The organism is Chromobacterium phragmitis (assembly GCF_003325475.1).
GTDB lineage: Bacteria > Pseudomonadota > Gammaproteobacteria > Burkholderiales > Chromobacteriaceae > Chromobacterium > Chromobacterium phragmitis.
Genome location: NZ_CP029495.1, coordinates 3,927,407 through 3,942,583, shown reverse-complemented (window position 1 = coordinate 3,942,583; position 15,177 = coordinate 3,927,407). Strand labels below are relative to the sequence as shown.

General features: G+C 62.7%; 13 protein-coding genes. 2 read left to right on the top strand and 11 right to left on the bottom strand.

Translation table 11 applies throughout. The annotated features are described in order from the left end of the window. Nucleotides 1-89 precede the first annotated feature (89 nt). The 7 genes from DK842_RS18700 to DK842_RS18670 form a co-directional block, all read right to left on the bottom strand. Entirely contained in the window at nucleotides 90-1,121 is a 1,032-nt protein-coding gene (locus DK842_RS18700) for a methyltransferase (protein ID WP_114062808.1), read from the bottom strand. Between the two features lie 12 nt (nucleotides 1,122-1,133). Further along, on the bottom strand, nucleotides 1,134-1,919 hold the full coding sequence (locus tag DK842_RS18695) for an HAD family hydrolase (RefSeq protein ID WP_114062807.1): 786 nt from the start codon (nucleotides 1,917-1,919) through the stop codon (nucleotides 1,134-1,136). 4 nt (nucleotides 1,920-1,923) lie between these two features. Further along, nucleotides 1,924-2,544, bottom strand: coding sequence for a DUF1349 domain-containing protein (locus DK842_RS18690; protein WP_232538529.1), 621 nt, complete (start codon nucleotides 2,542-2,544; stop codon nucleotides 1,924-1,926). Then, complete coding sequence (locus DK842_RS18685; RefSeq protein WP_114062806.1) at nucleotides 2,537-3,382, bottom strand: SDR family NAD(P)-dependent oxidoreductase; 846 nt, start codon at nucleotides 3,380-3,382, stop codon at nucleotides 2,537-2,539. Before DK842_RS18685 ends, DK842_RS18690 begins: the two co-directional genes overlap by 8 nt. Nucleotides 3,383-3,477: 95 nt before the next feature. Then, complete coding sequence (locus DK842_RS18680) at nucleotides 3,478-5,244, bottom strand: 1-deoxy-D-xylulose-5-phosphate synthase N-terminal domain-containing protein (protein ID WP_232538528.1); 1,767 nt, start codon at nucleotides 5,242-5,244, stop codon at nucleotides 3,478-3,480. Further along, nucleotides 5,222-6,358: an aminotransferase class III-fold pyridoxal phosphate-dependent enzyme gene (locus DK842_RS18675; RefSeq protein ID WP_232538527.1), complete on the bottom strand. Its 1,137-nt coding sequence runs from the start codon at nucleotides 6,356-6,358 to the stop codon at nucleotides 5,222-5,224. Before DK842_RS18675 ends, DK842_RS18680 begins: the two co-directional genes overlap by 23 nt. 103 nt (nucleotides 6,359-6,461) lie before the next feature. Beyond that, nucleotides 6,462-7,040, bottom strand: coding sequence for a sugar O-acetyltransferase (locus tag DK842_RS18670; RefSeq protein ID WP_114062804.1), 579 nt, complete (start codon nucleotides 7,038-7,040; stop codon nucleotides 6,462-6,464). 812 nt (nucleotides 7,041-7,852) lie between these two features. Between DK842_RS18670 and DK842_RS18665 the strand changes: the two genes are divergently transcribed. Continuing rightward, nucleotides 7,853-8,923: an RNA methyltransferase gene (locus DK842_RS18665; protein WP_114062803.1), complete on the top strand. Its 1,071-nt coding sequence runs from the start codon at nucleotides 7,853-7,855 to the stop codon at nucleotides 8,921-8,923. Nucleotides 8,924-8,960: 37 nt separating this feature from the next. Here the strand turns inward: DK842_RS18665 and DK842_RS18660 are convergent, their stop codons facing one another. Together DK842_RS18660 and DK842_RS18655 are read right to left on the bottom strand one after the other, a co-directional pair. Then, nucleotides 8,961-9,665, bottom strand: coding sequence for a zinc-ribbon domain-containing protein (locus tag DK842_RS18660; protein WP_145964083.1), 705 nt, complete (start codon nucleotides 9,663-9,665; stop codon nucleotides 8,961-8,963). A 213-nt stretch (nucleotides 9,666-9,878) separates the two neighbouring features. Next, complete coding sequence (locus DK842_RS18655; RefSeq protein WP_114062801.1) at nucleotides 9,879-11,945, bottom strand: TonB-dependent siderophore receptor; 2,067 nt, start codon at nucleotides 11,943-11,945, stop codon at nucleotides 9,879-9,881. Nucleotides 11,946-12,054: 109 nt separating this feature from the next. On the opposite strand from DK842_RS18655, the gene DK842_RS18650 reads away from it, so the two are divergent. Further along, a complete protein-coding gene (locus tag DK842_RS18650; protein ID WP_114063807.1) occupies nucleotides 12,055-13,134 on the top strand; it encodes a PepSY-associated TM helix domain-containing protein in 1,080 nt (359 codons plus the stop codon). Nucleotides 13,135-13,174: 40 nt separating this feature from the next. Here the strand turns inward: DK842_RS18650 and DK842_RS18645 are convergent, their stop codons facing one another. Next, nucleotides 13,175-13,399 (bottom strand): hypothetical protein, encoded by a 225-nt coding sequence (locus tag DK842_RS18645; protein WP_114062800.1) that lies wholly within the window; start codon nucleotides 13,397-13,399, stop codon nucleotides 13,175-13,177. A 480-nt stretch (nucleotides 13,400-13,879) separates the two neighbouring features. Next, entirely contained in the window at nucleotides 13,880-15,175 is a 1,296-nt protein-coding gene (locus tag DK842_RS24150; RefSeq protein WP_114062799.1) for a carboxyl transferase domain-containing protein, read from the bottom strand. Nucleotides 15,176-15,177 lie beyond the last annotated feature (2 nt).

Below are 15,177 nucleotides of genomic sequence, written 5' to 3'. Positions count from 1 at the left end.
TCAACAAGGCCCAATGGAAGGCGGAGCGTGTCCGCGGAGACATTCTTGCGCCGGGAGAGCCGCCAGGCAGGCGCCCTCCCCGCATCGCCCTAGGGCTTGACGCCCGTCACCAGGCTCCAGTCTCCATACCCCGTCGAACGCGTCGCGATGTCGGCGAAGCCCGCGGCCTGCAGCAAACCCGTCGCTTCCGGCGCAGACAGCTGCTGGCCCTGGGTCCAGAGCAGCATGTTGGCGTTGTATGCCGCGACATTGCCCGGCCCCGTTTTTTGCGCGTTGAACAGCATCTCGTGCAACAGGATGCGGCCGCCGCTCGGCAAAGCGGAAAAACTCTTCCGTGCCAGGAACAGGCATTTCTCCAGCGGCCAGTCATGAAAGATGTCGCTGTAGAAATGCGCGTCGGCGGCCGGATAGGCGGTTTCCCAGATATTCCCGCCGCAAGTCCGCGCCCTCTCCTGCATCCGGTATTGCTCAATGAAGGTGTCGGCGACCGCGCATACCGGGGGCAGGTCGAACACCACGGCCCGCAGCTGCGGCCAACGCGCCAGCGCGCTGAGCGCGTGCACCCCGGAGCCGCCGCCCACGTCCAGCAGGCAGGCATGGTTCGACAGGTCTATCTTCTCCACCCAGGCCCGGGCCGGTCCCTTGCTCTTGCTGTGCATCGCGCGGGTGAAGATTTCGCAGTGCTCCGCATCCTGGGCGTTGTTGTCGAATAGATCCGTCCCGCCGAACAGCTGCGACTCGCCCTTTAGCAACGAAGCCTTGAAGAAGTCGTAGGAGAAAGCCGCCGCCTGGCTTCTCGCCGAGGCCAGCACCCCGCAAAAAGACGTTTCCGCCTCGCGGGTGAGAAAGGCTTCCGCCAGGGAAGCGAGCGTAAACGTCTCTCCCCGCTTTTCCAGCAGGCCCAGGCTCGCGCACAGGGAAGCCAACGCCTGGGCCGAACGAGGCGGCAGCGACGTCGCCGCCGAGATTTGATCCAGAGTCAATGCCTCGCGGCGCAGCAGTTCGAACAGCCGGACCTCATCGGCGAACAGCAAGGCATAGCTATGAAGAAAACCGAAATATATGTCGAATATCTGCTTGTCGCTATGGCGCGCCTGCCGCGCCGCGCTTTCGATTTCCATGAAGGACCCTTGTCAGAAATGTTGTTCCAAGCCATCAACGATGCCGTGGCAGTAAATCCCCTTCACCACCCGGCCAAATGCCCGTCTGGCTTCATCCAGGGCATTCCCCACCAGGTAGCCGTGCTCGTAGCCGCGCAGCATTTCGATGTCGTTGCAGCTGTCGCCGAACACGATCACTCGGCGGGGGTCCACCTCGCGCAGCCCGGCGATGAAGTCCACGCCCTGCTTCTTGCCGCAACCTGGCGGCAAGATCGCCACGTCGTAAACGCCTTCGGGATCGCCCGCCGCCGGGCTGGCATAGGTGATGGAGGCCGCCAGCCCCGCTTGCGCGCAAAGACGATGAATCCGCTCGATCGATTCGCGCTCCCGGCCATCTGCCGGCAGGTAATAACCGCGGATGCGTTTCTGCTGGAAGGCGTCGGGCTGAGCCTGCAAAGCCAGGCCGTGCCGCTCGAACAGCTCGACCAGCATCGCCATCCTCGGCTCGAACGCCGCGCCGGCCCCGCTAGGCCACTCCTCGTCCTCCGCCACGCCGTCCGGCCGTCGCCAGTACAACTCCGTGCCCAGGCTGGTCAAGGCGAAATCCCATGGGAAGTCGGGATAGCGGCGCATCTTCTCCATCACCGCGCGCCGGCTGTTGCCGGTGGCCCAGCCGAACAGTAGCTGATGGCTGCGTTTGAGCTCGGCCAACCGGTTTTGCAGCCTTTCGATGCCGGCGTCCGGCTCGCGGGATTGCATCGCTGGCATGAAGGTTTCGTCGAAATCGGAAACGATCAGCCAGCGCTCTTGGTGCTTCATCCTCTTACTCCCTGATAGGCTCCATGCCCGTGTCCGAAATCGAGATGTCGACGAAACGCCCCACCGCCCCTTCCGAAAACGGCGACTGCACGCAGAAGCCGAGCTTCACCTCATCCGGGCAAGCCTCCACGTAGAACGCCCGATGAAAAGCGATCCTGCCATCGCTTGCCCTTGAATAGCAGGAAAAGACATTCGCGCTGCGCGTCACAAACAGCCTGATCGGGGCGTCGCCGACATCGATGCCATTGGCCTCGTCGCTGTAAGGAGCGGAATGGACGGATACCAGCTTCTTGCCCGCGCCGTATTCCTCCACCCCGAATTTCAGCCTGTGGCCGGCCGCCTCGATGAACAATCCGGCGGCGTCGAACTTGCCTTGGCTGGCCACGCTGACATCGGCGGCCAGGGTGAATGGCCCCGCCATCGGCGCAAGCGCCGTCCCCAGCCTGTCGGCCTGGTGCAGCCCTGGGATATTGAAGCCGTCGCCGCCGGGCTCGCTGCCTAAAGACAGCGCGCCGTCGCGGTACTGGAGGCTCGCGCAGCGCCGGGCCTCGAATGATTGGCCGCAGATGCGCGGCGCCGTCGCCGGATGCCGCGCCATCTCGCCCCCTAGCGGGTCGTCAGCCATGCAGATTCATCCCGCCGTCCACCGACAGCGACTGGGCGGTGATGTCCTCGTTTTCGAGTATCGCCACGCAGAAGCGCGCGATGTTCTCCGCGGTCTGGGTGCGTCCCAGCGGTATCAAGCCTTCCATCCTCGCCCACAATTGCGCCAGGTTCTCCTCCGGCGCCATCAGCTGATTTTCCAGGTACTTCCACATATTGGTCTTGACGATGCCAGGGCACACGCAGTTGACTCGGATGTTGTGGGGCGCCAGCTCCAGCGCCAGCGAGCCGGAAAAACCCTGCAGGCCGGCCTTGGCCGCGCAATATGCGGAAATGCCGGGGAAGGCGGCCTTCGCTGCGATGGAGCTGATGTTCAGGATGGCGCCGCCCTTGCCTTGCCGGATCAACGCGCGCCCCGCCTCGCGGGAGGTCAGATAGGGAGCGGTCAAGTTGGTCTGCAGAATGGCCTCAAACTCGCTCAGCGACGAGTCCACCGCATTGGCCACGTGGCTGCTGCCGATGGCGTTCACCAGTCCGTAAAAATCTTCCGCCGCGTAGGCCACGTTGCCAACGGCCTCCGTCACCTGCGCCTCAGCCGTGGCGTCCACCGCCATGGCCTTGACCGACAAGCCTTGTGCCGTCAACGTCTCGGCCAGCTGGCAAGCGGCCTGATAGCCGCTGATGTCCCGGCTCTGATAATGATTCGTGGCTGTCGGCGCGCGGTCGGTATCGAAGATGCAAACCTTGACCTGCCGCCGGGCCAGCGCCTCGACGATGGCGGCGCCTATGCCTCTGGCGCCGCCGGCCACGATCATGGTCTTGCCTGCCAACTTGCCGTGTTTTGCGTTTTCCTGCGTCATGACTTCTCACTCCTTGGGCAATACAGGGGTTGCCGAAGCCCGTTCGGGATTCGGAAAAACAATAAAATGGGAAAAGGACGGTCGCGGCGCGGCGGCTATCCCGCCAGCGCGCAAGAAGGCTCGGTCAGCAAAGCCTCGAGCTTGCGCGGCGCGGCCGCAGCCTGGAAAGTCTCTATCCGAGGCCATTCATAGGCGTCGCTATAGATTTTCTTGACCCTGATGAGCAGCGTGGCCTCGACGTACTCCGCCAAATTGGAGCGGGAGCCATTGTGCTCCACCACCACAACCTCCTCCGCGGCGCACAGCAGCTTGCGCACGCGCTCTAGGTCGGGCCGCGTGGACAGAGTCCGGATATGCGCGCAGCGCTTGCCGTCCACCGCCTGGAAGGCCTCGTAAGCCATCGACTCCGAAGACAGGACCACCGTGCCCGCGGCATGCTCCAGCTGATGCGCGTACAGTTCGTCGGACAGCCTGCGATACGTTTCCCGCAGCGACAGCACCCGCTCCATAGGCTGATCGTGCAATAAATACAGGCCATTGCTCCCCGATGCCCGGCGCCGTCTGATGCAAGCCTCCAAATCTCTGGGGTCCGTCAGCTCGTACACTGTGTCCTCAAGCAAGCCGAAGATGGTGGAAACATAGGTGGGACCACCCCATACGCCGTTCTTGCGCGCGGCGACTACATGCAGGTTGCGGCTGCCGATCAAGGCCGAATGCAGGACATCGACCGCATTCAGATAATATTTATCGTCGGTCAAAACGAATTTGAGCTCGTCTTCCGGGCAGCCCATGGCGGCGGTCAGCAACGCAGACTCGGCAAGGCCAAGATTGCAGTAGCCGTGAGATGGCTGGAGCCCAAAACGCGCGGCGAGGTCCGCCGTGAAGATATGCGCCGGCGCGCCGTCCCGAACCTCCTCGATCAAATTCCCCGTCAGGCTGCAGCAGCTGGCCTTGGAAGCAGCGACAGCAGCCGAGGCGGCAGGCTTCGCGCCCTCTCGCTTGAACGAATGGGAACCCTTCCGGGTATGGCAGACGATGGCGGCGGAAACCCCCTCGCGCTCCGCGTCGCGCATGCGCTCGCCTATCGCAGCCGCGTCGTGGCCGTCCACCTCGTGCACCCGGTCGAAATAGGCGGCCAGATAGGCTGGCCTGAGCTTGCCCGGCAAAGGGTCGATGCCCTTTCCGTTGCTGTCTACGATCAGCGTCAGGTTGCGCGTTTCCAGTTCGCCAATCAGCCGTATGGCCTCGTAGGACACGCCTTCGTTCAGCTCCCCGTCGCCGGCGACGCACACCACGCGCTGATCGCGATGGGTCTGAGCCCTGCCGAGCGCGATGCCAACGCCCTCGCCCAGGCTATGGCGCATGCCGTAGGCGAAGCCATACGCCTTGTTGACCACGGATGGCACCCTGTCGTGCACCGCGGCGAGAAACGCGAGCGGCATCCCCCGCCTCAGGTGCCGGCAAGCGTAAAACAAGGGGGCGATATGGCCCCGGCCTATCACCAGGTTCGCCGACGCCACACCGGACGCGTCGCAAAGCCCGGTGTCGAAAAGCGCTTCGGCGATGTCCAAGGACGACAGGCAAGACGCCAGCGTGCCATAGCCGGCGATTTCGTGAATGCGTTCCAAGCATTCGCCCGCGTTTCGATAGAAGGGCTCGAAGCGGCCTGCGATGGCGACAGCCAGCGCATTGATGCTGTCGCACGTCTCAGCCAGCGCCAGGCCGGCCTCGATTTCCCGCTGCGCCCGAGCCTGCTCGGCGCTGTCCAGAAAGGCGCGGCGTCCGCTCAGGCAAGCCTCGATGCCAAGCAATTGCGCCGACAGGCTCTCCATGCCGGGCCTATAGATGGTCGATCGATTCATTCAGCACCTCGAACGCTTCCGTCAGCGTGTCTTCCGACATCACGTAAGCGGGAGCCAGGCATGCCCAGTTCTCCTCGCCGCGGATGATCAGCTTGCGTTCGAAACACAGCTGCTCAAGCTTTTTCCCCGCCGCCGCGCCCAGGCGCTCATCCAACGTCAGGCCGATCAACAGTCCGCTGGCCTCGATCCTGGCGATGCGTTCGTTGGATGCCAGCTCGCGAGTCAACCCCGCCGCCTTGCCGATCAAGCGGCTCAGCTGGCCGGATGACTCCACCTGCTCCAATACCTGCAGCGATGCATGGATGGACGCGATCGACACCGGGTTGCTGGCATAAGTGTGGGAGTACGAATAGGGAATCCAGGGCCCTCGCTTTTCGAAGACCGAAGCGATCTTGGCGGACGTCGCCATGGCCGAAGCGGGGTAATAACCGCCGCTGATGCCTTTGCCCAGCGCCACGATGTCGGGGGTCACACCGAAACGATGCGTATTGAGGAAATCGCCTGTGCGAGAAGCGCCGGTGACGATTTCATCGGTGATCATCACGATATCGTAGCGATCACACAGCTCCCGGATGCCCGCCAGATACTCGCCGCCGCTCTGCCGCATGCCCTTCAAATGATTGACCGGTTCGAAAATGATGCAGGCTATCTGCTCCGGACCGCTTTGCAGAATGATGTTTTCCACGTCGGACGCGCTGTGCGGTTCCAGCGGCTTGCCTTGATGGGTCACGGCAAACGGCGGGTGTATGCGTATCGTGTCATAGCCGCTGTTTCTCAGTTCCTGGAAATCATTGCGGCCGGTTATGCTGTGCGCCCCCAGCGTGGCGCCATGATAGGAGTGCTTGCGGCATATCACCTTTCGCTTCCCGGGATTGCCCTTGCGCTGGTGATACTCCAGAGCCATGGCGATGGAGGACTCTATCGCCTCGGAGCCGCTGTTCACGTAAAGCAACGCGCCATCGTCCATCTTCGCCCGCCCCAGCAGCATGGCCGACGCTTCAAACCACTCCTGGGAATAAAAGTGGTCTTTGGGATGGAAGGGCAAATCATTCAGCGTCTGCGAAATGCGTTGTTTGATGGCGTCGCACGAATATCCGAATGGAACATTGAACATGCCGGAAATGGCATCCGCATACACTCCCTGCTCAGCATGCACATGAACATCTTTGACCGAATGGATGATTTGGTCTTTCAATCGAGACTGATAAAGATACATGTCAACCTTCCATATTAAGAGGATAAACCTGAGAGCGTGCGCCCAAAACCTTGCTGTACGCCGGAACCGATCGCGCGACTACAGCGCCCGCGCCGACAATGGAACCCTTGCCGACTTTGACTCCCGGCAAAAGAATGGCCCCGCCACCAATCCAAACATCATCTTCGATCACCACTGGCGCGCCGGATTCCACATACTCCCGCCTGCGCTGGGGATTCTGGTCATGATTAGAGGTATAAATTCCCACACTGGGCCCGATGAAGACGTGATTGCCTATATCGATATCAAATGCATCCAGGAATACGCCATTGGTGTTGATAAATACCTGACTTCCTATTTTGATATTCCAGCCAAACTCGCAAAATACCGTGCCCCACAGCTCGAACCCCTGCCCAACTTTTCCAAATAGCGCTTGGTACAACTCATCGCGCTCCCCCGAAGCAATGCTTATCGAATGGCACAAGTCCCTGGCAATGCGCCTTCTTTCGATCAAGCCAGGTTCGGCCGCATTAAAAACCATCACATCCCCCACACCCCACCCCCTAGCGCAGACTTGGCTCAATCCATTCACATGCAGCATCAGCGCGCAATGAAATCACGCATTGGCTCACATCAATGAAATTAAGCACCTTTACAAAGCAAGAATGGCGCAGAGCGTAGAATCAAGGCGAAACCATCGTCAATCCGATTTTTTACATGCCAAAACCAGGCAAATAGGACAGGTAAACTTGGGAACCAAGCTACTCCAAACAAACGTATGAAATAATCAACAAGGTCAAAATACAGAACTTAATGATAAATATGTACAAAAATCGGATTTATTTTCACAATCTCAAATAAGAGCATTCAAACAATCCTTAAAAACCAAAACCAAAAATTTAAAATGCAAGCTCAAATAATAAAACAGAAACATTCATCCAAAAAAAAATCATCTCAACAATCAGATTTAGTAAAAAACAATCAATACAGCCCCTCGTCGCGAACACAAAATTGCCATAATTAAAAGACAATTACATTGACCATTTACTCCATCCTGCGCCAGCAAAAGACAAAATAGGCGCGGGCAAAATATTTCCCTCAATCAATCAAACCCCGAAAAGCTTGAGTAAAACTGAAGACACGCATGAAATTCCGCAATGATTGGAACCATGTGAATAAACCATCCCGACCATAATGGATGCCGCATCGAGCATTCAATTTGCAGTGCACGCGATACGGATTGCGGGCTTGACATCGAACAACTCCCGCGCAGGGGGACTTGGCCTTTACAATTCATGAAAATGGCCGGATCGCGCATCTCTCTCCCAAAGGCACATGGCTTGCGTTACCCTACGCCCTCGCCTTCCTCGCTCCACCCAGGCAAAGCAGCCTACATAACCAATAGTCAGAAGCATGCGTATTCAGGATTTCCATCAAGCTCTCGCCGGCATCGGCGCGCTCCCCTGCCATATCGGCCGCATCAATCGCGCCTGGCTAAGGGGCCAGCCGCTGGACGCCGGCACCCGCCACCAGAAAAGCGAAGACTATTTCCCGCTATCGGTCCGCAACGGCCTGCCGCCCATCGCCGCCCGAATGGAGGGCCTCGCGCGCATTCACTCGCGGCATGAGGCTGAGGATGGCTCCTTGAGGCTGCTGGTGGCGCTGGGCGACGGCCAAATGGTGGAAAGCGTGCTGTTGCCGCGCGATGGGCTGTGCGTGTCCAGCCAGGTGGGCTGCGCGGTGGGCTGCACCTTCTGCATGACCGGCAAAAGCGGTTTGTTGCGACAATTGGGCAGCGCGGAGATCGCCGCCCAGGTGGCGCTGGCCCGCCGCATCCGACCGGTGAAGAAAGTGGTGTTCATGGGCATGGGCGAGCCGGCCCACAATCTGGACAATGTGCTGGACGCCATTCAGTGGCTGGGCACCGACGGCAACATCGGCCACAAGAACCTAGTGTTTTCCACGGTGGGGGACCCGCGCGTGTTCGAGCGCCTGCCGCAGTTGGAGGTCAAGCCGGCGCTGGCCCTATCCCTGCACACCACCCGCGCCGACCTGCGCGCGCAACTGCTGCCGCGCGCGCCGCGCCTCGCGCCCGACGAGCTGGTGGCGCTGGGCGAAGATTACGCCCGCCGCGTCGGCTACCCCATCCAGTATCAATGGACGCTGCTGGCCGGCGTCAACGACAGCCGGGAGGAAATGGACGCAGCCGTTCGGCTGTTGAAGGGCAAGTACGGCGTGCTCAACATCATTCCCTACAACAGCGTGGAGGGGGACAGCTACCAGCGCCCGTCGCCCGAGCGCGTCGAAACCTTCAAGCGCTATCTGCACGACAACGGCGTGTTGACCAAGGTGCGGGACTCCGCCGGCCAGGACGTGGATGGCGGCTGCGGCCAATTGCGCGCGCGGGCCGCCGGCACCATCGATGTCAGCCGGCTGCGGCGGCGCGGGCTGGCCGCGACCGGCGGAACCGGAGAACCGATATAGCAGAACATGCAAAAGGGGCGGATTTCCGCCCCTCTCTTCACCCCCTGGGTCCGTCCGCCTCGTAGCGGCGACGGGTCCGGTTCCTGACGCTGGTGATGCGCCGCAGCGCCCAGCAAGCCGCGCACCAGCGTCCGGTCAGCACGCTGGATGCCGGAATGCTCCAGACGTGGCCTTTTTCGCATTGCCAGAGCATGGGCGTGCGGATGTTGATGTAACGCTCGGACAAGCACTCTCCGCCGCGCTCGCGCGCCAGCGCCTGCATATCCTCCAGCGAGTGGCAGCGCCGCAGGCGATAGCAATGCGGACAGCCGTGGCCGGAGCGCACCGTCTCCCACCTCACCCGCCATTCGTGGCCATGCTCGCAGCGCCAGAGCATGCGAGTGCTGCTGTGCTTGTATTCCGAAAGGCTGCGCCAGCCCTTGGCGGCGACGAAGGCCTCGATCTCCGCCGCCATCCGTCCCTTGCGGTCGTGGCAGCTCGGACAGAATTGGCCGGAGAGGATGGTGGTGGGCGTCGACTCGAAGTCGTGGCCATTGGCGCAGCGGAACGGCATATGGACATGCATGTTCTGGTAGCGGTCCGCGCCGCAAGCCCCGCCCCAGGCGGCGGCGATTTCACGCAGCCCCTGCAGGCAGGCGATGCGGTCCGGAGATTGGCGGCTGATGTCTTCGCAGGGTTTCCAGGCTTCGATGGCGGCTTTCACAGCCGGCGGCAGCTCATCAAAATGGGCACAACGTTTCATGGGGTGTTCTTACTGGATTCTTGTTATGGCGTTTCGGGCCCCTGGCATGCGCATTCATTACACGGATGGAGATGCCAATGCCAAATAATTGGGACAAAAGAGCGTGCATTGTATGAACTCCCCATGTTGCCAACAAGCATCCGTGTACCGATTCCCCATCATTCCTGTACCAAGGACCAGATCGCGCCGCGCGGCGCGATCCCCCGCGGCAACTCAGAACAACAACCGGGACTGCAGCGCCACCTCCCTGGGCTCGCCCACCTTCACCTGAAGCGCATTGCCGCTGGACGACGCGTAATAGGTTTTATCGAATAGGTTTTTGACGTTCAGCCGCAACTCCAGCCGATTGCGGCCCAACTTGCCTTGCCAGCCGACGAAGGCATCCGCCGCCGTGTAGGCCGGCAGCTCGAAACTGTTGGCGTTGTCGCCGGGGCGCGCTCCCACATAACGCGCGCCGCCGCCCGCGCGCCAGCGATGGCCCTGGCCGTCTGCGCCGAAATCATAGGCCAGCGAGACGGCGCCGCTGCGGCGCGGCACGTTCAAAAGCCGCTTTCCCACATTGGCCGATGCGTCTTCGGTTATCTTGGCATCGGTGTAGGCGAAGTTGGCGATGCCGGACAGCCGGCGGGTCAGCTGGCCGCTGACATCCAGTTCCGCGCCCTGCGAGCGCGCCTTGCCGATGGCGCGGCTGACGTTATTCTCCGCCACCACCACATTGCTCTTTTCGATATGGTAAACCGCTAGGCTGGCAGATAAGCCGCCGCGCTCCAGCTTGACGCCCGCCTCGCGCGACGTTCCTTTTTCCGGCGCGAAGCTTTGGCCGTCGCTGCCGGGATTGGGCTTGAACGACTCGCTGTAGCCGCCATACAGCGACAACTGGGGCGCAAGCTTGTAAACCAGCCCCGCCTGCGGCAGCAGCAAACTGCCGCCGCCGCGCTGGGTCGGCTGATAGGGACGGCCTGCGCCGTCTTCCTGTCGGTAATGCTGATAGCGCGCGCCCAGGTTGGCGATCCAGCGCGGCGACAGCGTCCAGTTGTCCTGCAACAGCAAGGCCTGGCTGTCGATATCGCTGCGGTTGTCGCTTTGCGCCGCGCTGAGCTGGCTGGGATACGGCAGCCTGCCGTGAACCGGATCGTAGACATTGAAGCCGCCCGTCTCCTTGCCGCGGTAAGTATCGCCGCGCAGCTCGCGCCGCTTCTCCCACTCCACGCCCAACGTCGGCTCGTGCGTCTGGCCGAACAGCTCCATCTTTCCCCGCAAGCGGCTGGTGAACAGCAGCACGCTGTTGTCGTTGGCATTGCCGTCGGCGCGACGCTTCAGCTCGCCGGTCTGGGCGTTGTAGCGGCTGGGCCGAGCCTGCCGATCGCTGTAGCGGAGCTGGTTCCAGCCGACGCGGCTCTCCCATTGCCAGTCCTCGCCAAGCTGGCGGCTATGGCTGACGCCGAGCGACTGCGAAGTGCCCTGCGCCGCGTTCCACGCCTCGTCCAACCGCCTTTCGCGCGGAATGTTCAAGGGTTGGCCGTTGACGAAAATCGCGCCGCGGTCGTAAGGGGTCTGGAAATCCAGGTATTCGTAAGCCAGCAAGATCCGGTTCGCGCCATCCTCCCAAGCCAGCGAAGGGGCGATCAGCTGGCGCCGGATCTTGCCGAAATCGCGCCAGTAGCCGGCTTCCTCCAGATCGCCGATCAGGCGGTAGGCGAAGCGGTCGCTCAATGGTCCGGTCAGATCGAAGCCCGCCGCGCCGCCGCCAAAACTGCCGCCGCGCAGCGTGACGCTTCCCTCCTCGGCAAATTGCGGCTTCTTGCTGATCACATTGATCACGCCGCCCGGTTCCTGGATCCCGTACAGCAGCGAAGCCGGACCCTTCAGCACCTCCACCGATTCCGAGGTGGGGCCGAAATTGTTGAGCAACGAGGAACGCACGCCGTCGCGCAGCACGCCGCCATCGCCGCGGCTGCCGAATCCTCGGCGGGTGAAACTGTCCTGGATGCCGGCCAGGGTATTGCTTTCCACCACGCCGCTGACATTGCGCACCGCGTCGCCCAGCGAACGCGCCTGTTGATCGCGCAGCACTTGTCCGCCCACGCTTTGCGCCGACTGCGGCGTATCCAGCGACGCGCGTGCCTGTCCGGCGATGCTGGTCTGCCGGGATTGATAACCGGCGCCGGCAGCATCGGCACTCACGGTCACGGTTTGCAGCTGGGCAACGTCTTCCGCGTGCGCCCCCGCGGCCAACCACGGCGCCAGCAGTGCGGGGATCAGGATTCGGTTCTTGTTCATCACGGATGATCGATTATTAATTGATAATGATGATAATTATCATTAGTATCAAGTTTTGTTGCAATGCATTTACATGCCGCCTTCAGGCGCGCGCACCGATGGACACTCCGTGAAACGCTATCTGATCCTGTCGCACCGCTATCTTGGCCTGGGTGCCGGCCTATTCCTGCTGTTGATCGCAATCAGCGGCAGCCTGTTGGTATTCCGGCCCGAACTGGAAACCCTGAGCGGCGCGCGCCCCCCTGCCTCCCGCCATCCTGTCGCCTATCAGGCGCTGGCCGACGCAGTGCTCGCGCGTTACCCCGGCGCCAGTTTCAGCCTGCGCTTCGGCGAGCGCGGCGACCCCGTCCTGGCCAGGCTGCGCCGACCCGGCGATGAACGCAGGCTGTGGCTGGACCCAGCCAGCGGCCGAATCGCCAGCGACGCGCGCAGCGGCGAATCGACGTTTGACTTCTTATTGGCGTTGCACGAGAAACTGCTGCTGGGAGAGGCCGGGGAAGCTCTCGCCGGCGCATGCGGGCTGCTTCTGGCCATACTGGCCGTCTCCGGCTTGGTCTACTGGTGGCCCAAAGCCTGGCGCCGCGCTTTCCAACTACGTCGGAACAAGGGCGCGCGCCTGTTGATGTCGGACCTGCACCGGCTGAGCGGCGCGCTGGCCAGCCTGCTCTTGCTCTCCGCAGGACTGACCGGCGCCTATCAGGCTTTCAACAAACCGATCAACAACGCGATCAATCGCCTGTACGGCTACCACGCGCCCGCCAAGACGCGGGCGCGCCTGCCGGCGCAAGGCGGACGCCAGCCGCTGGACGCGCTGGTGGCGCGCGCGGCGGCGGCCATGCCCGGCGCGCGGCTGGTGGACATCCGCTACGAAGCCAAGCCGGACCGTCCGCTGCTGCTGCGCTGGAAGCTGCCGGGGGAGCTGCATCCCAACGGACGCAGCCAGGTGGAGGTGGATCCGTACAGCGGCGCGCTGCTGCGAGTCACGCCGGTGGACCGGGCCCCGCCCGCCATCAGACTGACCAGCTGGATATACGGCCTGCACACCGGCAGCCTGGGCGGCGACGCGCTGCGCGCGCTGCTGGCATTGGCCGGCGCGGCGCTGGCCTTTCTGGCGGGCAGCGGGTCGTATCAGTGGGCGGCGCGCAAGCGCAAACAGCGGGGCGGGCGCAAGTCGGCGCCGGCCTCTTGATTGGCTGCCGGCTGGCGACAGGATGGCGGCGAAGCGTCCATCACATGCGAGTGGAACGGATATCGTCGGGATTCAGCAGCCGGTGTTTCAACCCCAGTTGCAACAGCGAGCGCAGGTACTCCTTGGTGAATACCAGCGATCCTTCCCATTCCGACCCTTTTTCGCCGACGATGACCGGACTGGTCACCAGCACCTGGTCGCCCTGGATCACATCCAGCGCATAATCGTCATCCGCTATTTCCTTGACAAGATTATTCTGGTTCATTGATTTTGCTCCTGGTGGGCTATTCTCTGAGACAAAACATGTGAAGACGCATGCGGCGCATGGAAACCCTGGCGTTCTAATTTTCAAGGCTCGGTCGAAACTGCCAAGGCAGGCCAGCCATTTCCATTCGCTCCAGCGGTCTGGCATGCGCCGCCGTCAATCTCACGGCGTCAAGATATCTCATGGCCCGCCGCCGAATAAGTACAGATTTCTGTAGTTTTCCTTTTTCCTGTACCAAAAGCCTGACCACGGCGAAGCACCGTACGCCGAAATGGCTAATCTCCCTCGAGGCTCCAGACCTCCCCGCTCTCCGGGACCCAGGGGATTCCGCACGCTACCCGCGCGGCCATAAAGACAAGCTCCAATCTGGAAGCCGTCTACCCAAGCAACCTGCAGCCTGGACAGATCATGAGCCGCAGCGGAAGAAAGCCCGTCCCGCCACGCTGCGGAACGGGCCGTCGCCTTGCCGGATCAGGCGGCCTATTCGGCCTCGTCCGCGCCCAGGCTGACCAGCAACGCGTCGGCGTTGACGATGTCGCCGACCTGGCAGTGCAGCTCGGCGATGATGCCGGCGCGGGGGGCATACAGGCGATTTTCCATCTTCATCGCCTCCACGATGGCGACTACCTGCTGGGCTTCCACCCGGCTGCCCGCCGCCAGCGGCAAGGCCACCACGGTGCCGGGCATGGGCGTGCGCACCTGCAGGCCGCCGCCCGCCTCCTGTTCGGCCTGTTCCGCCAGCTCGGCGCGCAGGGCGACGCGCTGGCCGCCGACGCTAAGCTCGACATCGTCGCCGCGCAGCAGCGCGTACCAGCGCCAACCATCCACCTCTCCGCGCCAGCGTTCGCCGGCTCCGGCCAGGGAGACGACATGGCGTCGCCCGTCCACCTGCGCCAGGGTCCGCTCGGCGTCGCGCTCGAGCAGCCGGGCCTGCCAGCGCTCGGCGCCGCCGCGGTAGGCCGCCCTGCCGAGCGGCGCGTCCGGATCCAGCGCGGCGCGGTCATAGGCCCCGACGCCGCCCTGCCAGGGCGAGGCGGATTCGGCCACGCCGCTGTCGCGGGTGTGGATGTCGGCCCCTCCCAGCGTTTCGGCATCGACGATCACCCCGGTGGCCGCGCGCACCAGCTGCGGCCCGCCAAGGAAGATGGAGCCGTTGCCGCGCACGATGATGGTTTCGTCGCTCATCGCCGGGATGTAGGCGCCGCCTGCGGTGCAAGAGCCAAGCACGGCAGAAATCTGCGGCAGCCCCAGCGCCGACATTTCGGCGATATTGCGGAAGATGCGCCCGAAATGGTGCTCGTCCGGGAAGATTTCCTCCTGCAGCGGCAGATAGACGCCGCCGGAATCCACCAGGTACAGGCAGGGCAAGCCCAGTTCGCGGGCGATGTCCTGGGTGCGCAGATGCTTGCGCAAGGTCAGCGGGTAGTAAGTGCCGCCCTTGACCGAGGCATCGTTGGCGAACACCGCCACCGCGTGTCCGGCGACGATGCCGATGCCGGTGACGATGCCGGCGCAGGGCACCGCGTGATCGTAAACCTCATGGCCGGCCAACTGGCCTATCTCCAGAAAGGGCGTGCCGGGGTCCAGCAGCAACGACAACCGCTCGCGCGGAGACAGCTTGCCCTTGGCCGCCTGCTTGGCGCGGGCCTCGGCGCCGCCGCCCAGCAAGGCGGCGTCGCGAGCGGCGGCGATCTGCCCGCGCAGCAGGCCGTAGGCCGCCATATTGCGCTCATAGGCCTCGCCACTGGCCGGGAGGCGCGATTCGATTCGAGACATAT